Below are 16784 nucleotides of genomic sequence, written 5' to 3' on the forward strand. Positions count from 1 at the left end.
TTGTTCTGAATCTGACGAAGTAGGACAATTGCCGGCTTCACGTCACTATCAGCGACCTTGAATGGCCTTCCTCGCACTCGGTATTAACCACAAGACTGCTTCAGTAGACGTCCGCGAGCGCGTGGCCTTTACCCCTGAGCAACTGGTTGAGGCCTTGCAGCAGCTCTGCAGAATGACCGACAGCCGCGAAGCCGCGATCCTCTCCACCTGCAATCGCAGTGAGCTTTATATAGAACAGGATCAGGTTTCAGCTGATCTGGTCCTGCGCTGGCTGGCCGATTATCACCATTTAAGCCTCGATGAGCTGCGCGCGAGTGCTTATGTGCATGAAGATGATGCGGCAGTTCGTCACATGATGCGCGTCGCCTCCGGGCTCGACTCGCTGGTGCTGGGCGAACCGCAGATTCTCGGCCAGATGAAGTCGGCCTACGCCGTGGCTCGCGAGGCCGGGACCATCGGCCCGCTGCTGGGGCGGCTGTTTCAAGCGACGTTCAATGCCGCCAAGCAAGTGCGCACCGACACTGCCATCGGCGAGAACCCGGTGTCCGTGGCGTTTGCCGCCGTCAGCCTGGCCAAACAAATTTTCAGCGACCTGCAGCGCAGCCAGGCCCTGCTGATCGGCGCCGGCGAGACCATCACCCTGGTTGCCCGCCATCTGCATGAGTTGGGGGTCAAGCGCATCGTGGTCGCCAACCGCACGCTGGAGCGCGCCAGCCTGCTGGCCGAGCAGTTCGGCGCTCATGCGGTGCTGCTCTCGGACATTCCGGCGGAGCTGGTGCGCAGCGATATCGTGATCAGTTCGACCGCCAGCCAGTTGCCGATCCTCGGCAAGGGCGCGGTGGAAAGTGCGCTGAAGCAGCGCAAGCACAAGCCGATCTTCATGGTCGACATCGCCGTACCTCGGGACATCGAGCCGGAAGTCGGCGAACTCGACGACGTTTACCTGTATAGCGTCGACGATCTGCACGAAGTGGTCGCCGAGAACCTCAAGAGTCGTCAGGGCGCAGCCCAGGCCGCGGAAGAGATGGTCTCGGTCGGCGCCGACGATTTCATGGTGCGCCTGCGCGAGCTGGCCGCGGTCGATGTGCTCAAGGCCTATCGGCAACAGAGCGAGCGCCTGCGCGACGAGGAGCTGCAAAAAGCCCTGCGTCTGCTGGCCAACGGCGGCAACGCCGAAGATGTGCTCGGGCAACTGGCTCGCGGCCTGACCAATAAACTGCTGCATGCTCCAAGCGTGCAACTGAAAAAGCTTTCTGCCGAAGGCCGCCTCGATGCGCTGGCCATGGCCCAGGAACTCTTTGCCCTTGAGGGCTCACCGGATAGTTTTTCGGATAAAAAACCGCAATGAAAGCGTCACTGCTCAACAAGCTGGACATCCTCCAGGACCGATTCGAGGAACTGACTGCGCTGCTTGGCGACGCTGAAGTCATTTCCGATCAGGCCAGATTTCGCGCTTATTCCAAGGAATACGCCGAAGTCGAGCCGGTCGTCGCCGCTTATAAAAAGCTGCTCGGCGTACAAAATGATCTGGAGAGTGCCCAGGCACTGCTCAAGGACAACGACCCGGACATGCGTGAAATGGCCGTGGAAGAAGTCCGCGAAGCCAAAGAGCTGTTGATCACCCTGGAATCCGATCTGCAGCGCATGCTGCTGCCCAAGGACCCGAACGACGGTCGCAACGTGTTTCTCGAAATCCGCGCCGGCACCGGTGGCGACGAGGCGGCGATCTTCTCCGGCGACCTGTTCCGCATGTACTCGCGTTACGCCGAGCGACGTGGCTGGCGCGTGGAAATCCTCTCGGAAAACGAGGGTGAACACGGCGGCTATAAAGAAGTCATTGCCCGGGTCGAAGGCGACAATGTCTACGGCAAGCTGAAGTTCGAGTCTGGCGCGCACCGTGTGCAGCGCGTGCCGGCCACCGAATCCCAGGGCCGCATCCACACTTCGGCCTGTACCGTGGCGGTATTGCCGGAGCCGGACGAGCAGGAAGCGATCGAGATCAACCCGGCGGATCTGCGCGTCGACACCTACCGTTCCTCCGGGGCCGGTGGTCAGCACGTGAACAAGACCGACTCGGCGATCCGCATTACCCACTTGCCGACCGGCATCGTGGTCGAATGCCAGGAAGAACGTTCCCAGCACAAGAACCGTGCCCGGGCGATGGCCTGGTTGTCGGCCAAGCTCAACGACCAGCAGACTGCCGCAGCGGCCAACGCGATTGCCAGCGAACGTAAATTGCTCGTGGGTTCCGGCGACCGCTCCGAGCGCATTCGCACGTACAACTTTGCCCAGGGCCGGGTCACCGACCATCGCGTCAACCTGACCCTGTACTCCCTTGATGAAATCCTCGCCGGCGGCGTTGAAGCGGTGATCGAGCCTTTGCTGGCCGAATACCAGGCCGACCAACTTGCAGCGATAGGTGAATAAATGACCATCATTGCCAGTCTGTTGCGCGCCGCCGAATTGCCGGACTCGCCCACGGCGCGTCTGGATGCCGAACTGCTCCTGGCTGCGGCACTGGGCAAGCCGCGCAGTTTCCTGCACACCTGGCCCGAGCGCATCGTGCCCAGCGAAGCGGTGCTGATTTTTACCGAGTACCTGCAACGGCGTCGTGGCGGTGAGCCGGTGGCCTACATTCTTGGTCAGCAGGGGTTCTGGAAGCTCGATCTGGAAGTCGCTCCGCACACACTGATCCCGCGTCCGGATACCGAATTGCTGGTCGAGGCCGCGCTGGAACTGCTGGCGGCAACGCCGGCGAACGTTCTCGATCTGGGCACCGGCAGCGGCGCGATTGCCTTGGCCCTCGCCAGTGAGCGCCCGGCGTGGAAGGTCACGGCGGTGGATCGTGTACTGGAAGCCGTGGCCCTCGCCGAACGCAATCGCCACCGCTTGAACCTGAACAACGCCACGGTGCTGAGCAGCCACTGGTTCAGCGCCCTCGAAGGCCAGCGTTTCCATTTGATCATCAGCAACCCGCCTTACATCGCCGCCGCCGACCCGCATCTGGTCGATGGCGATGTGCGCTTCGAACCGGCCAGTGCGTTGGTGGCGGGTGTCGACGGGCTCGACGATCTGCGCCTGATTGTCGCCCGGGCCCCGGAGCATCTCGAAGCAGGCGGCTGGCTGATGCTCGAACACGGCTATGATCAAGCCGAAGCCGTGCGTGATCTGTTGCTGACCCGCGGTTTCGAAGAAGTTCACAGCCGCACCGATCTGGGCGGCCATCAACGGATCAGCCTGGGGCGCCTGCCGTGCTGAATGATCAGGAATTGCTGCGCTACAGCCGGCAGATTCTGCTGCAACACATCGATATCGATGGGCAACTGAAGCTTAAAGACAGTCGTGTACTGATCGTCGGCCTCGGCGGTCTCGGTGCGCCGGTCGCGCTGTACCTGGCGGCGGCCGGTGTCGGTGAGTTGCATCTGGCGGATTTCGACACGGTCGACCTGACCAACCTGCAACGCCAGATCATTCATGACACCGACAGCGTCGGCATGAGCAAGGTCGACTCGGCGCTCAAGCGCCTGAGCGCGATCAATCCGGAGATTCAACTGGTGGCCCATCGTCAGGCGCTGGATGAGGATTCCCTGGCCGCCGCCGTGGCCGCGGTGGATCTGGTGCTCGACTGTTCCGACAATTTCTCCACCCGCGAAGCGGTCAACGCCGCGTGCGTGGCGGCGCGCAAACCCTTGGTCAGTGGCGCGGCGATTCGTCTGGAAGGGCAGTTGTCGGTGTTCGACCCGCGCCGCCCGGAAAGTCCGTGCTACCACTGTCTCTACGGACACGGCAGCGAAGCCGAACTGACCTGCAGCGAGGCCGGTGTAGTCGGGCCGCTGGTGGGGCTGGTTGGCAGTCTGCAGGCGCTTGAAGCCTTGAAAGTGCTGGTCGGTTTTGGCGAACCACTGGTGGGGCGTTTGCTGTTGATCGATGCCCTGGGTTCGCGCTTCCGTGAACTGCGGGTCAAGCGCGATCCGGGGTGCAGCGTCTGTGGTTCGCAGCATGCGTGAGGCACCGATCGCGGTGTTCGATTCCGGTGTCGGCGGCTTGTCGGTACTGGCCGAGATCCAGCGCTTGCTGCCCCATGAATCACTGCTGTATTTCGCCGATTGCGGGCACATCCCCTACGGTGAGAAAACCCCGGAGTTCATCCGTCAGCGCTGCAATGTGATGGCCGGTTTTTTTCGCGAGCAGGGCGCCAAGGCCCTGGTGATCGCCTGCAACACGGCGACCGTGGCCGCTGTTGCCGATCTGCGCCGGGATTTCCCCCAGTGGCCGATTGTCGGCATGGAACCCGCGGTCAAACCTGCTGCCGCCGCCACCCGCAGCGGTGTGGTCGGCGTACTCGCCACCACCGGCACCTTGCAGAGTGCCAAGTTCGCCGCATTGCTCGATCGCTTTGCCACAGACGTTCGCGTCGTCACCCAGCCGTGTCCCGGTCTGGTGGAACTGATTGAAAGCGGTGATCTGCACAGCGCCGAGTTGCGCACGTTGCTGCAGCACTATGTCGATCCGCTGCTGGCCAACGGTTGCGACACGATCATTCTCGGCTGCACCCACTATCCGTTTCTCAAGCCGCTGCTCAAGTCGATGATCCCGGACCACATCAGTCTGATCGACACCGGTGCCGCCGTCGCCCGTCAATTGCAGCGACTGCTGGCCGAGCGTGAACTGCTCGCCGAAGGCCTGAACCAACCAGTCAGATTCTGGACCAGCGCCGATCCCGAGTCCTTTCGCAAAACCTTGCCCCTGCTGGGCCAAGTTGCCGGTGACGTTGAAAAATTCACCTTGTAAAAAAAGTGTGAAATATCTAAAAAGTCAGCTGAACTTCTGCTCAAGCGCCGATTTCTATACCGCTGGGTTTACTAGAAAACCAAAACGATCGTTCCGGAAAAGGAAGTTTTCAACGTGAAGCGACTATTCTGCTTGGCCGCGATTGCGGCTGCACTGATGGGGCAAAGTTTTACTGCACAAGCGGCAAACGTTGAGTTTGCAGTGGGGGCAACCAGCGATTCGACGATGACTTATCGCTTGGGCATGAATTTCGATTGGGACAAGAGCTGGCTGCAAAGCGACGTCGGTCGCCTGACCGGTTACTGGAGCGGCGCTTACACTTACTGGGAAGGTGACAAGACTTCCAGCAACAACAGCCTGTCGTTCTCGCCGGTATTTGTTTACGAGTTTGCCGGTCAGTCGGTCAAACCGTATGTCGAGGCCGGTATTGGTGTCGCGGCCTTTTCCAACACCAAATATGAAAGCAACAACATCGGTCAGTCCTTCCAGTTCGAAGACCGTATTGGTTTCGGCCTGCGTTTCAACGGCGGACATGAAGTGGGGATCCGTGCGACGCACTACTCCAACGCCGGTCTGAACAGCAACAACGACGGTGTAGAAAGTTACGCGCTGCATTACTCGATGCCGCTGTAACTGCAGCTTGCACAAATCTTTGTGGGAGCGGGCTTGCTCGCGAATGCGGTGTGTCAGTCGACAACACTATTGACTGACACACCGCATTCGCGAGCAAGCCCGCTCCCACATTGGTTTTGAGCTGCTGTTGAAATCAGCGGTAGGCAGTGGCAATGCCTTTGCGTTCTTCAATGCATTCCGGCGCGCCCATCTCGAACTCGCGACAGATCAGCGGACGTTTCTCGTAGATCGTGCACATCATGCTGTCGCGATCCAGCGCCGCGCACCAGCCGTCGTCCAGACGCAGCATCACCTCACCACCCCATTCATCGGTATCGATAAAGCGTTCGGGCACGCCAGTGTCGGTGATCAGCATCACTTCAAGCTGGCAACAGCACGCCGCACAGGTCGAACACGTGACCGCTGGCTCGGTGATTTGCTGGTGGGGAATGGTTTTCATGGCGCCAGTGTAAGCCAGTCGCCTGTGGCTGTGTGAAAGGCCTGACAGACGCTCAGTGGCTGAGCCGCCGTGCCATCGCGTGCAGCACCGGAAACAGTACCGCCCACAGCAGGCCGATGCCGATCAGGGTCGGAATTTCCCCGTAGGGAAATTGCACCCCGGCGAGGCGCCCGCCACCGTAATAGGAAACAGCGCCGCCGACCGCGCCCAGCGCGCTTGCCAGCCACCACGGACGAGCCGTCCATTGCAGACAGTGGCGCAACGTGGTGGCAAGCAGTGCCCAGAGCAGCATCAGCCAGAGCGGAATCAGCGGCGACGGATCCTGGAATTCGAACACGCCCGCCGCGCGCAACAGGCTGTCCACCGCTGTGCCGACAATTACCACGCAGAGAATCAAGCGACCCTCCGCCGGCCAACTGCTGATCCAGCCCAGATGAATCACCAGCACCGCCAGCGCCACCAGCAACCACAGACTGTTGCCGCCGATCACGCAGGCCAGCCAGCCGACCTGGAACAGCACGGCATTGATCAGCCGCTCAAGCATCGAAGCGCCCGAGCAACGGCGCTGGCATCGCGGCAGGTTTGGCCAGCAGCAATTGCGCGGTGCCGATGGTGCGCTCGAGGAACCCGCCTTCGCAGTAGCACAGGTAAAACTCCCACAGCCGCAGGAAGTAATCGTCGTAGCCCAACTCGCTCAACCGGCCATGGGCGCGGCGAAAGTTCTCGTGCCACAGGCGCAGGGTGCGGGCGTAGTGCAGGCCGAAGTCTTCCATGTGCAGCAGGTTCATGTCGGTCTCGCGGCTGACTACTTCGAGCATCTTCTGCACGCAGGGCAGGGCGCCGCCGGGGAAGATGTAGCGCTGGATGAAGTCGACGCCGCGCTTGGCCTGCTCGTAGCGCTGCTCGCGGATGGTGATTGCCTGCAACAGCATCAGGCCGTTGCTCTTGAGCAGGTGCGCGCACTGTTTGAAGTAGGTCGGCAGGAAGCGATGGCCGACTGCTTCGATCATCTCGATCGACACCAGTTTGTCGTATTCGCCGGTGAGGTCGCGGTAGTCCTTGAGCAGCAGCGTCACCCGATCCTGCAACCCCAGTGCTTCAATGCGCTTGGCGGTAAACGCGTACTGCTCTTTCGACAGCGTCGTGGTGGTGACGCGGCAGCCGTAGTGCTGCGCGGCGTAGAGCGCCATGCTGCCCCAGCCGGTGCCGATCTCCAGCAGATGATCCTCGGGTTTGAGCGCGAGCTTCTGGCAGATCCGTTCCAGTTTGTTCAACTGCGCCTGTTCCAGGCTGTCCTCGGGGCTGAGGAACTGCGCGGCCGAGTACATCATGGTTGGGTCGAGAAACTGTTCGAACAGATCGTTGCCGAGGTCATAGTGCGCCGCGATGTTTTTCTGCGAGCCCTTGCGCGTGTTGCGGTTGAGCCAGTGCAGGCCTTGCACCAGCGGCCGGCTGAGGCGGGCCAGACCGCGCTCCATGGCGTCGAGCACGTCGAGGTTGCTGACGAACACGCGCACGACCGCCGTCAGGTCCGGCGAGCTCCAGTAACCGTGGATAAACGCTTCGCCAGCGCCAATCGATCCGTTGCCGGCGACCATGCCCCACACCGCCGCGTCCTGGACATGGATTTCGCCGAGCAGGTGGCTGCCCGGCGTACCGAACATCAGGCGTTCGCCGTCCTCGACCACCAGCAATTGCCCGTGTTTGAGTTGACTCAGTTGCCGCAAAACGCCACGACGCAGCAGCGAACCGGTCAAACCATTGGTGCTGAAGCGACTGGCCGACAGGCTAGAGGATTTCATGGCGGTGCTCCTTGGGAGGCACAGTGGCGATTTGAAAGCTGCCGTCGGCAGCCTGATGAGCAAAAATCGGGGCACGCTTGAGCAACAGGCGCACGGCTTGCCAGTAAATCGCCAGACAGGTTTTCGCGGTCATCCACGGAAAACGTCGCAAGTAGCGGTGCAGGCTGTGGCGGTCGAGGGGTTCGCGCTGCAGATTGAGCGTGGCGTCGAACAGCTTGTGCTCACCCTGCCAGTCGGCCATGTGCACGCCGAGCTTTTGCGCCGCCGGGCTGAAGCTCATGCGGTACTCGAGATCGCGTGGCAAAAACGGCGAGACATGAAAGGCCTTGGCCACGGCAAAGTGCTGATGAAAGTCTTGCAGGTCGGTCGGTGTGCGGGCCGGCAGCACGTAGTGATAACGCTCGCGCCACGGCGTGTTGGTAACTTCGCAAAGAATCGCCGCCAGTTGCCCGTCGGCCTCGTGGCAATAAAAGAAACTCACCGGATTGAACGCCAGACCCCAACTGCGTGGTTGGGTCAGCAGACAGATCGATCCCTGCGGCTGGTGGCCGATGGCAGCACCGACTTGCTGGCGTACCGCATCGATCAGGCGCATTCCATTGCCGGTGAAGGTTTTCAGGTAGTCGGTTTCGCGAAACGAAAACGCTGCAAAGCGGCTGCGACTGGCAAACGGCGACAGACCGAGCACGGCGTCCTGTTCCGCGAGATCGAGGTACAGCAGACCGATCCGGTAACGGAATTCGTGGCGTCTGGGCGAAAAGCGCCGATGGCCGATCCAGCCGCTGTACAGGGCGCTGTTCATAAGCTTTCCCCGAAGGCGGCAGCCACGCGCATGGCGCTGACGACACCGTCCTCATGAAAGCCGTTGGCCCAGTAGGCGCCGCAGTAGTGGGTGTGCTGCTGACCGTCGAGTTCGGCCCAACGGTTCTGCGCCGCCACGGCCGCAAGGCTGAACTGCGGATGGGCGTAGGTGTATCGGGCAAGCACCTTGGACGGGCTGATGCCGGCGCTCTGATTGAGGCTGACGCAGAACGTGGTGTCGCTCTGAATGCCCTGCAGGATGTTCATGTCGTAGGTGACGGCCGCGTGCGTATGGCCGGCGCCGCTCAAGCGATAGTTCCAGCTGGCCCACGCCAGTTTGCGGGTCGGCAGCAGACGGGTATCGGTATGCAGCACCACTTCGTTATCGGCGTAGGGCAGGGCACCGAGGATCGACCGTTCCGCCTGGCTTGGCGTGGCGAGCAATTGCAGGGCCTGGTCGCTGTGGCAGGCGAGCACAACCTTGTCGAAACGCTCGATGCCGGCCGGGCTGTGGATAACCACGCCGTGTTCGTCGCGATCGATGCGCGTCACCGGGCAACTGAGGCGGATCTTGTCCTTGAACGCAGCGGTCAGCGGTGCGACATAGGCACTTGAACCGCCCTCGATCACCTGCCATTGCGGGCGATCACTGACTGACAGGAGTCCATGATTCTTGAAGAAGCGCACAAAGAATTGCAGCGGGAAATTGAGCATCTCGGCCATGGGCATCGACCAGATCGCCGAGCCCATCGGCACGATGTAATGCAGGATGAAACGCTCACCATAACCGCCGGCCTTGAGGTAATCGTCGAGCGTGGTGTCGGCGGCGATCCGCTGTTCGGCGAGGTCGCGCTGGGCTTCTTTGTTGAAGCGCAGGATATCGCGCAACATGCCCCAGAACCCCGGCGACAACAGGTTGCTGCGCTGGGCGAACAAACTGTTGAGGTTGTTGCCGTTGTATTCCAGGCCAGTCTCCGGATCGGTGACCGAGAAGCTCATTTCCGTCGGTTTGAACGACACGCCGAGCTGGCCGAGCAAACGGATGAAGTTCGGGTAGGTCCAGTCGTTGAACACGATGAAGCCGGTGTCCACGGCGTATTCGCGGCCTTCGACGGTCACCTCCACGGTGTGCGTGTGGCCGCCGACCCAGTCGCTGGCTTCGAACACCGTGACATCGTGTTGGCGATTGAGCAGATAGGCGCAGGTCAGGCCTGCGATTCCGCTGCCGATGATGGCGATTTTCACGAGGGTTCCTGCAGCGGTGGCGGTTTACGCACCATGCGTTTGCCGATCGCCAGTTGCACCCGCGACGGCAGTTTCGACAGCGGCCACAACGCCGCCATGAACAGCGCCGGGAAAGCGATCTCCAGTGGTCGATCCTTGAGTTTGGCGAAGATGTGCCGTGCGGCTTTATCCACAGGCCAGCTCAGTGGCATCGGGAAATCGTTTTTCGCCGTCAGTGGCGTATCGACGAACCCCGGGCTGATGATGGTGACCTCGATCCCTTCATCCGCCAGATCAATGCGCAGCGATTCGAACAGGTAACGCAGGCCTGCCTTGGAGGCACCGTAAGCTTCGGCCCGGGGCAGCGGCAGGTAGGTCACCGAGCTGGCCATGCCGATCAGATGCGGCGCGGTGCCCTTGCGCAGCAACGGCAGGGCGGCTTCGATGCAATAGCTGCTGGCCAGCAGATTGGTACGCACCACGTGCTCGATGATCGACGCGTCGAATTGCCGGGCGTCGACATATTCACAGGTCCCGGCATTGAGAATCACCGAATCCAGCGAGCCCCAGGTCTCGCTGATCTGCTGACCGATCTCACGCACGGTCTGACTATTGGTCAAGTCTCCGGGCACCACCAGTACTTGGCCGGGGTAGCGCTGGGACAAGACTTTCAAGGGCGCCACCTGACGCGAACTGACGGCCAGATGCGCGCCGCTTTTCAGAATCTCTTCGGCCAGCGCGGCGCCGATGCCACTGCTGGCTCCGGTCAGCCAATAACGCCGTGGAGGTGTACGACTCATCCCATTCTCCTTTTCAGCCAGGCGATCACCCGGCCCAATACGGGTAAATGTTCATACAGCATGGCCCCGGCATCGAAGTAATCCCGGTGGCGATAAACCTTGTCGCGCCAGAGCAGATGCGAACACCCGGCGACGCGAATCAAACGACCACCGGCCAGACGCGGGTGGCGGTAACTCATGACCCAGCGCAGGTAACCTTCACAGTCACCGATCTGGTCGAAGCCGTGGAAATCGAAACGCAGCTCGCTGACGTTGGCGTACAGCTCGCTGAAGTAATGACGCAGTTGCGCCAGCCCCTGCACTTCATGCAGCGGATCGGTGAAGTGAATGTCATCGCTGTACAGCTCGCCCAGACGCTGCAAGTTGTCTTTGTCCAGCTCGGCGAACTGACGGGCGAAGCGGCGCAGGAATTCACTCATGGACTTCTCCCGTGGACGAACGCGACGGCAGGCTCTTGAAGGCCGCCAGCGCCCGTTCGCGCGAAGCCCCGAGATTGACGATCGGCGACGGATAGTTGGCGACGCCGAACAGTCCACCGACACTGGCCGGGTTGTGTACTTCTTTCTTGTTCAGGCCGGCGAGTTCGGGCAACCAGTGCTTGATGAACAGGCCTTCGCTGTCGAATTTTTCCGACTGGCTGATCGGGTTGAAAATGCGGAAGTACGGCGCCGAATCGGTTCCGGTCGATGAGCTCCATTGCCAGCCACCGTTGTTCGCCGCCAGATCGCCGTCGATCAAGTGACGCATGAAAAAGCGCTCGCCCTCACGCCAGTCGATCAGCAGATTCTTGGTCAGGAACATCGCCACCACCATGCGCAGACGGTTATGCATCCAGCCGGTTTCCAGCAGTTGGCGCATGGCCGCATCGATGATCGGCAAACCGGTGCGTGCTTCTTGCCAGGCCGCCAGATCGCCCGGCGCATCACGCCAGGCCAGCGCTTCGGTTTCCGGGCGAAACGCGCGGTGGCGCGAAACCCGTGGGTAGCCGACCAGAATGTGTTTATAGAACTCGCGCCACAGCAGCTCGTTGATCCAGGTCACCGCGCCGACCTTGCCGCTGTCGAACTCGCCCTGATTGCTTTGCAGGGCTGCCTGCAGGCATTGGCGTGGCGAAATCACCCCGGCGGCGAGATACGGCGAAAGTTGGCTGGTACCGGGCTTGGCCGGAAAATCGCGCTCGCTCTGGTAGTAGTCGATCTGCGCGTCGGCGAAGGTATCGAGGCGGCGCCGGGCTTCCTGCTCGCCGGCCGGCCACAGCGCACGCAAGGACTCGCTCGGCGTTGCAAAACCGGCGACGGCTGCCGGTACCGGATCGCTGTCGATATTCAGCTTTGCCTGTTTGCCGGGCGTCTTCACCAGCGCCGGCATCGAGCGATGCAGGCGTTCGTAGCAGACCTTGCGGAACTGGCTGAACACCTGAAAGTAGGTGTCGGTTTTGGTCAGTACCGTGCCGGGCTTGAACAGCAGTTGGTCAAGGTAGCTGTGGAAAGCGATGCCTTTGGTCTTCAGGGCCACGGCCACGGCGGCGTCGCGCTGGCTTTCGTGGATGCCATATTCCTCGTTGACGTGCACGGCCTGGACATTCAATTGCACGCAAAGCTCAAGCAGCACCGCTGGGGCCTGATCCCAATGATCAGCGGTGCGCAGCAGCAACGGAATGTTCAGCTCGCCGAGGCGGCTGCTCAGCTCACGCAGGTTGCGCAGCCAGAAGTCGACCTTGCATGCGGCGTCGTCGTGTTCCAGCCACTGCTGCGGGCTCAACAGATACACGGCAACCGTCGGCCCGCGCGCTGCGGCGGCCGCGAGAGCGGTGTTGTCATGTTGGCGCAAGTCGCTGCGCAGCCAGATCATTTGCATAGCGGATTCCATTAAATCAGCCCACGCTGGACGAGTGCCTGATGCGCCGAGAGCGGATCTTCGGCCAGGATCAAATCAGCGGTTTCGCCAGTTCTTACGGACAACTCGGTCTGGTGGATGCATACCGTTGGTCCGACCAGCAATGTGGGGGCGCTGACGCCATTCAGCAGTTTTGGCAACTGCGCCAGGTTCATCGCCTTGCTGGAATACAGCAGCACGCCGCGGGCTTGCAGATGATCGACCGCCAGCGCCAGTTCTCCGGCCGATAGCGGCCAGTCGAACACTTGCACCGGGCAATCGGCGCTGCTGATCAGCCACGCGCAGAGCCACAGGTGCGGTTCCAGCGGCAGGTCCGAGTGATTGATCAACAGCAGCGGCGCGGTGTGTAACTGTCGATTGTTATGGTAGATGCGCGCGCCGAATTTGCTGCGTAACCAGGAATAAAAGAACACCCGCTCCATCTGCGCACCGAACTGGCCTTGCCAGCGCTGCTCGAGTTCGGTCAGCAGCGGCAGCAGCAACTGCTCACACAGAGTGCGCGGCGGATACAGGGCCATGGCCTGGTTGATGCTGTCGTCGAGGTTGCGCTCGTTGAGGTGGGTGACGGCGTCGAGCAATACGTTGCGCTGGCGCTGCCAGTCGTTTTCCACCGTTTCGGTAAAGGCTTGCGGGGTGTCGAGCAACGGCTTGACCTGACTGACCGCCACGCCCCGGTTGAGCCAGGTCAGGATGGTCAGAATTTGCTGCACATGTTCGCTGGAATACAGGCGATGGCCCTTGGGTGTGCGTTGCGGCACGATCAGCCCGTAACGGCGCTCCCAGGCGCGCAGGGTGATGGCGTTGACGCCGGTCTGCCGCGCCACTTCGCGGATCGGCAGCCAGCCCTCGTCGAGGGCTTTCTTGAAGTCTGCACCCAGGTCTTCCTGGGCGCTGGTGTCGAGTGTGTCGTTCATCAAATGGCGTTTCGCAGGCTGAGGTTTTCCGGATGCGGCTGCAGGTAAACCTGCTGCGCAATGTAGGGATCCGGGTGTAGGCGAAAGTGGTGCTTGAGCAAGGTCAACGGCACCACCAGCGGCACGATGCCGTGGCGGTACTGGCCGATCACATGCTGCATTTCCTGTTTGTCTTCAGGGCTGATCGCCTGTTTCAGGTAGCCGCTGATGTGCTGCAGGACATTGCTGTGGGTGCGGCGGGTGGCGCATTTCTTCAACGCGCTCATCAACTCGCTGAAGTAGTGCGGGCCAAGTTCGACTGGATTGGTCTTGCCCATGTTGCCCAGCAGTTTGCCCAGGGCTTTGTATTGCTCCGGGTTGTGCGCCATCAGCAGGTATTTGTAGCGGGAGTGGAATTCGGTCAGTGCGCGGCGGCTCAAGCCTTGTTCGAGCACCTGCTGCCAGGCGCTGTAGGCGAGCACGCGGGTGATGAAGTTTTCCCGCAGCACTGGATCGTTCAGGCGTCCGGCTTCTTCCACCGGCAGATCAGGGTGCTGCGCGCAGAATGCCTGGGCATAGATGCCACGGCCGCCGCCATTCACCGGGGCGCCGTTGGCGTGATAGACCTTGACCCGCTCCAGACCGCATGAAGGCGACTGCTGCATGAAGATGTAGCCGCAGATGTCATCGAGTTCACCGGCCATTTTCTGCCCGTAGGCGGCCAGCGGTTCAGTCACATTGATTTGCGGATTGACTGTGCCGACGGCTTCGGGAGCCTCCGGATCGCCGACCAGACGGATCGGTTCACGAGGGATGCCCAGGCCAATGGCAACTTCGGGGCACACCGGGACGAATTCGAAATGTTCAGCCAGGGTGCGGCTGCACAGCCGCGATTCTTTGTGCCCACCGTTGTAGCGCACTTCAGCGCCCATCAGGCAGGCGCTGATGGCGATTTTGGGCCGGGATGCAGAAAGGTCGGACATGCACACCTCGAATCTATTCCTGTACAGACAGTTAGTCCTGTACAACTTTTCCTCAGCATAGATTCATACGTGTACAAGTCAAATCATTTGTATAAGTTTTTCCAGGTTTACACGATCGACTGTGGGAGCGGGCTTGCTCGCGAAGGCGTCAGCTCAGCTGGATCAATGTGACTGACACAGCGCTTTCGCGAGCAAGCCCGCTCCCACAGGGAAATCATTTCCAGCCCAGTAACCAGTGATCGTTGTTCTTCAACGTCTGCCAATCGAGGCGTTCTGCGCGCTTGGTCAACACCGCCTGCAACTCAACCTCCAGCACCGTACCTTCCTCATCGCGGAACAGCTCGGTGACCAGAAAATGCTTTTCGCGGTTTTGCGGGTGGGCTGCTGTCCACTTCGACAGCAGCAGTTTTTGCGGATTGATACGGTTCACTGCAGGTTCTCGTGCAAGCGGCGCGCGGCTTCCTGACCACTGAGCCAGGCGCCTTCGACACGTCCGGACAGGCACCAGTCGCCGCAGGCGTACAGGCCGAGGTCGGCATCGGCCAGCGTGCCCCATTCGTGGCCGGTCGCAGGGCGAGCGTAGAGCCAGCGGTGGGCGAGGCTGAAGGTCGGAGCGGGCATTGCACTGTGCAGCAGTTCGGCGAAAGCGCCATGCAGTTGCTCAATGACCGCTTCCTTGGGCAGATCGATGTGTTGTCGGCTCCAGGCGCTGCTGGCGTGCAGTACCCAAGTGTCGCAAGTGGTGTCGCGCCCCGGTTTACTGCGGTTGCGCGCCAGCCAGTCGATGGGGCTGTCCTGCACGAAGCAACCTTCGATCGGCGTATCCAGTGGCGTATCGAAGGCGAGGGCGACGGCCCAGGTCGGGTCCATTTTCACCCCGGCGGCCGCACCGGCCAGTTTCGGCGCCGCGGCCAGCAATGCAGTGGCTTGCGGTGCCGGTGTGGCAATCACCACGTGGCTGAAGGGGCCATGGGTGAAGCCTTCCGCGTCCTGCAGGTGCCAGTGTTCTTCACCGCGAAAGACTTCGGTGATGCGGCAGGCGAAGTGGACTTCCAGACCGTCGAGCAAACCCCGGGTGATCGCGCTCATGCGTGGCGTGCCGACCCAGCGGGTCTGCTCGTCCGGCGACAGGTTCAGTTGCCCGCCCTGAAAGGTATAGAGCTGCGGCGTCCATTCGGCGACCCAGCCCAGGCTTTGCCAGCGTTGCACTTCGGTGACGAAACGCCGGTCGCGGGCGGTGAAGTATTGCGCGCCCATGTCCAGAGAACCGGCGTCGCTGCGTTTACTCGACATGCGCCCGCCACTGCCGCGGCTTTTGTCGAAGAGCTGGACGGTGTGTCCGGCGTCTGTCAGGGCCTGGGCGGCGGAGAGTCCGGCGATGCCGGTGCCGATGATTGCGATAGGTACAGTCATAGGGGCCTCGTTTTACCTTTCTGTACAGACTACGCCGTCAATGAAACCTGTACAATTTTGTTTTTTGGTATAACTTCTAGCGTTCTCGTTCTGACAGCTTGGCCTATGGTTAAACAATAGAGCCTGCCCGATAGAAAAGATCCCTGCTTATAAAAATAGACTAGTGATCCGGGTAAAACGCCACGCGAGGAAGATGTCATGCGCATATTGCTGACCGGCGGTACTGGTTTGATAGGCCGTCAGCTCTGCCGACACTGGTCGGGACAGGGCCATCAACTGACGGTGTGGAGTCGGCGTCCGGAAAAAGTCGCGAAAATCTGTGGCGCGCAGGTGCGCGCGATTGCGCGTCTCGAAGACTTCGGCGACGAGCCGCTGGACGCGGTGGTCAACCTGGCCGGTGCGCCGATTGCTGATCGGCCATGGACCCATCGGCGCAAGGCGTTGTTGTGGAGCAGCCGCATCACCCTCACCGAAACCCTGCTGGCCTGGCTGGAAACGCGTCAGCAGAAACCGGCGTTGTTGATCTCCGGCTCTGCTGTCGGCTGGTACGGCGACGGCGGTGAACGTGAGCTGACCGAAGATTCGCCGCCAGTGATCGACGACTTTGCCAGTCAGTTGTGCATTGCCTGGGAGGAAACCGCCCAGCGTGCCGAAGGTCAGGGCATCCGCGTGGTGCTGGTGCGTACCGGGTTGGTGCTGTCGGCCGAGGGCGGCTTTTTGTCGCGGCTGTTGCTGATGTTCAAACTCGGTCTGGGCGGGCCTTTGGGCAATGGCCGGCAGTGGATGCCGTGGATTCACATCGATGATCAAATCGCCCTGATTGATTTTCTTCTGCACCGCGATCAGGCGAGCGGTCCTTATAATGCCTGCGCGCCCAAACCGGTGCGCAATCGCGAGTTTGCCAAAACGCTGGGCAGCGTGCTGCACCGCCCGGCGTTCATGCCGATGCCGGCCCTGGCCTTGAAGGTCGGGCTTGGCGAAATGTCATCGCTGTTGCTGGGTGGCCAACGCGCCATGCCGGCACGCTTGCTGGAAGCGGGTTTCACTTTCCAGTTCACGGATTTGCGCGCGGCTCTGGATGATCTCTCCGGCCGCCTTTGAAATAGGAC

At 61.2% G+C, this 16784-nt stretch carries 19 protein-coding genes; 7 read left to right on the forward strand and 12 right to left on the reverse strand.

Annotated elements, in window-relative coordinates:
* The first annotated feature begins 61 nt into the window (after positions 1-61).
* The 6 genes from hemA to JFU48_RS12225 all read left to right on the forward strand — a co-directional run bounded on the left by hemA (position 62) and on the right by JFU48_RS12225 (position 5424).
* Complete coding sequence (hemA, locus tag JFU48_RS12200; RefSeq protein ID WP_003228154.1) at positions 62-1348, forward strand: glutamyl-tRNA reductase; 1287 nt, start codon at positions 62-64, stop codon at positions 1346-1348.
* A complete protein-coding gene (gene prfA, locus JFU48_RS12205) occupies positions 1345-2427 on the forward strand; it encodes a peptide chain release factor 1 (protein WP_103520208.1) in 1083 nt (360 codons plus the stop codon). The genes hemA and prfA overlap by 4 nt, the downstream gene beginning before the upstream one ends.
* Complete coding sequence (prmC, locus tag JFU48_RS12210; RefSeq protein WP_201136601.1) at positions 2428-3258, forward strand: peptide chain release factor N(5)-glutamine methyltransferase; 831 nt, start codon at positions 2428-2430, stop codon at positions 3256-3258.
* A complete protein-coding gene (locus JFU48_RS12215; RefSeq protein ID WP_201136602.1) occupies positions 3252-4007 on the forward strand; it encodes a molybdopterin-synthase adenylyltransferase MoeB in 756 nt (251 codons plus the stop codon). The genes prmC and JFU48_RS12215 overlap by 7 nt, the downstream gene beginning before the upstream one ends.
* Positions 4000-4791, forward strand: coding sequence for a glutamate racemase (gene murI, locus JFU48_RS12220; protein WP_201136603.1), 792 nt, complete (start codon positions 4000-4002; stop codon positions 4789-4791). The genes JFU48_RS12215 and murI overlap by 8 nt, the downstream gene beginning before the upstream one ends.
* A gap of 114 nt (positions 4792-4905) precedes the next feature.
* Positions 4906-5424, forward strand: coding sequence for an acyloxyacyl hydrolase (locus tag JFU48_RS12225; RefSeq protein WP_045122633.1), 519 nt, complete (start codon positions 4906-4908; stop codon positions 5422-5424).
* 133 nt (positions 5425-5557) lie between these two features.
* On the opposite strand, the gene JFU48_RS12230 is transcribed toward JFU48_RS12225, so the two are convergent.
* From JFU48_RS12230 to JFU48_RS12285, 12 genes are all read right to left on the reverse strand, one after another.
* Positions 5558-5863 (reverse strand): YkgJ family cysteine cluster protein, encoded by a 306-nt coding sequence (locus JFU48_RS12230; protein ID WP_007967664.1) that lies wholly within the window; start codon positions 5861-5863, stop codon positions 5558-5560.
* 52 nt (positions 5864-5915) lie between these two features.
* Positions 5916-6407 (reverse strand): DUF2878 domain-containing protein, encoded by a 492-nt coding sequence (locus tag JFU48_RS12235; RefSeq protein ID WP_201136604.1) that lies wholly within the window; start codon positions 6405-6407, stop codon positions 5916-5918.
* The gene (locus JFU48_RS12240; RefSeq protein ID WP_003228144.1) at positions 6400-7665 is read right to left on the reverse strand and encodes an SAM-dependent methyltransferase; all 1266 of its coding nucleotides are present in this window, start codon (positions 7663-7665) and stop codon (positions 6400-6402) included. The genes JFU48_RS12235 and JFU48_RS12240 overlap by 8 nt, the downstream gene beginning before the upstream one ends.
* Complete coding sequence (locus JFU48_RS12245) at positions 7652-8467, reverse strand: DUF1365 domain-containing protein (protein ID WP_201136605.1); 816 nt, start codon at positions 8465-8467, stop codon at positions 7652-7654. Before JFU48_RS12245 ends, JFU48_RS12240 begins: the two co-directional genes overlap by 14 nt.
* The gene (locus tag JFU48_RS12250) at positions 8464-9711 is read right to left on the reverse strand and encodes an FAD-dependent oxidoreductase (RefSeq protein ID WP_201136606.1); all 1248 of its coding nucleotides are present in this window, start codon (positions 9709-9711) and stop codon (positions 8464-8466) included. The genes JFU48_RS12245 and JFU48_RS12250 overlap by 4 nt, the downstream gene beginning before the upstream one ends.
* Positions 9708-10490 (reverse strand): SDR family NAD(P)-dependent oxidoreductase, encoded by a 783-nt coding sequence (locus JFU48_RS12255; protein WP_003228137.1) that lies wholly within the window; start codon positions 10488-10490, stop codon positions 9708-9710. The genes JFU48_RS12250 and JFU48_RS12255 overlap by 4 nt, the downstream gene beginning before the upstream one ends.
* Positions 10487-10909, reverse strand: a complete 423-nt coding sequence (locus JFU48_RS12260) for a nuclear transport factor 2 family protein (protein WP_003228136.1) — start codon at positions 10907-10909, stop codon at positions 10487-10489. The genes JFU48_RS12255 and JFU48_RS12260 overlap by 4 nt, the downstream gene beginning before the upstream one ends.
* Complete coding sequence (gene phrB / locus JFU48_RS12265; protein ID WP_201136607.1) at positions 10902-12347, reverse strand: deoxyribodipyrimidine photo-lyase; 1446 nt, start codon at positions 12345-12347, stop codon at positions 10902-10904. Before phrB ends, JFU48_RS12260 begins: the two co-directional genes overlap by 8 nt.
* Before the next feature lie 11 nt (positions 12348-12358).
* Entirely contained in the window at positions 12359-13300 is a 942-nt protein-coding gene (locus tag JFU48_RS12270) for a MerR family transcriptional regulator (RefSeq protein ID WP_003228132.1), read from the reverse strand.
* A complete protein-coding gene (locus tag JFU48_RS12275) occupies positions 13300-14262 on the reverse strand; it encodes a YbgA family protein (RefSeq protein ID WP_201136608.1) in 963 nt (320 codons plus the stop codon). The genes JFU48_RS12270 and JFU48_RS12275 overlap by 1 nt, the downstream gene beginning before the upstream one ends.
* Positions 14263-14476: 214 nt before the next feature.
* Positions 14477-14692 carry a TIGR02450 family Trp-rich protein gene (locus tag JFU48_RS12280; protein WP_201136609.1) on the reverse strand — a complete coding sequence of 72 codons (216 nt, stop codon included), beginning with the start codon at positions 14690-14692 and terminating at the stop codon, positions 14477-14479.
* Positions 14689-15675, reverse strand: coding sequence for an NAD(P)/FAD-dependent oxidoreductase (locus tag JFU48_RS12285; protein WP_201136610.1), 987 nt, complete (start codon positions 15673-15675; stop codon positions 14689-14691). Before JFU48_RS12285 ends, JFU48_RS12280 begins: the two co-directional genes overlap by 4 nt.
* A gap of 198 nt (positions 15676-15873) precedes the next feature.
* On the opposite strand from JFU48_RS12285, the gene JFU48_RS12290 reads away from it, so the two are divergent.
* Positions 15874-16776 (forward strand): TIGR01777 family oxidoreductase, encoded by a 903-nt coding sequence (locus JFU48_RS12290; RefSeq protein WP_201136611.1) that lies wholly within the window; start codon positions 15874-15876, stop codon positions 16774-16776.
* Positions 16777-16784 lie beyond the last annotated feature (8 nt).

The sequence above is a fragment of the Pseudomonas sp. TH49 genome, from assembly GCF_016650625.1.
Taxonomy (GTDB): domain Bacteria; phylum Pseudomonadota; class Gammaproteobacteria; order Pseudomonadales; family Pseudomonadaceae; genus Aquipseudomonas; species Aquipseudomonas fluorescens_H.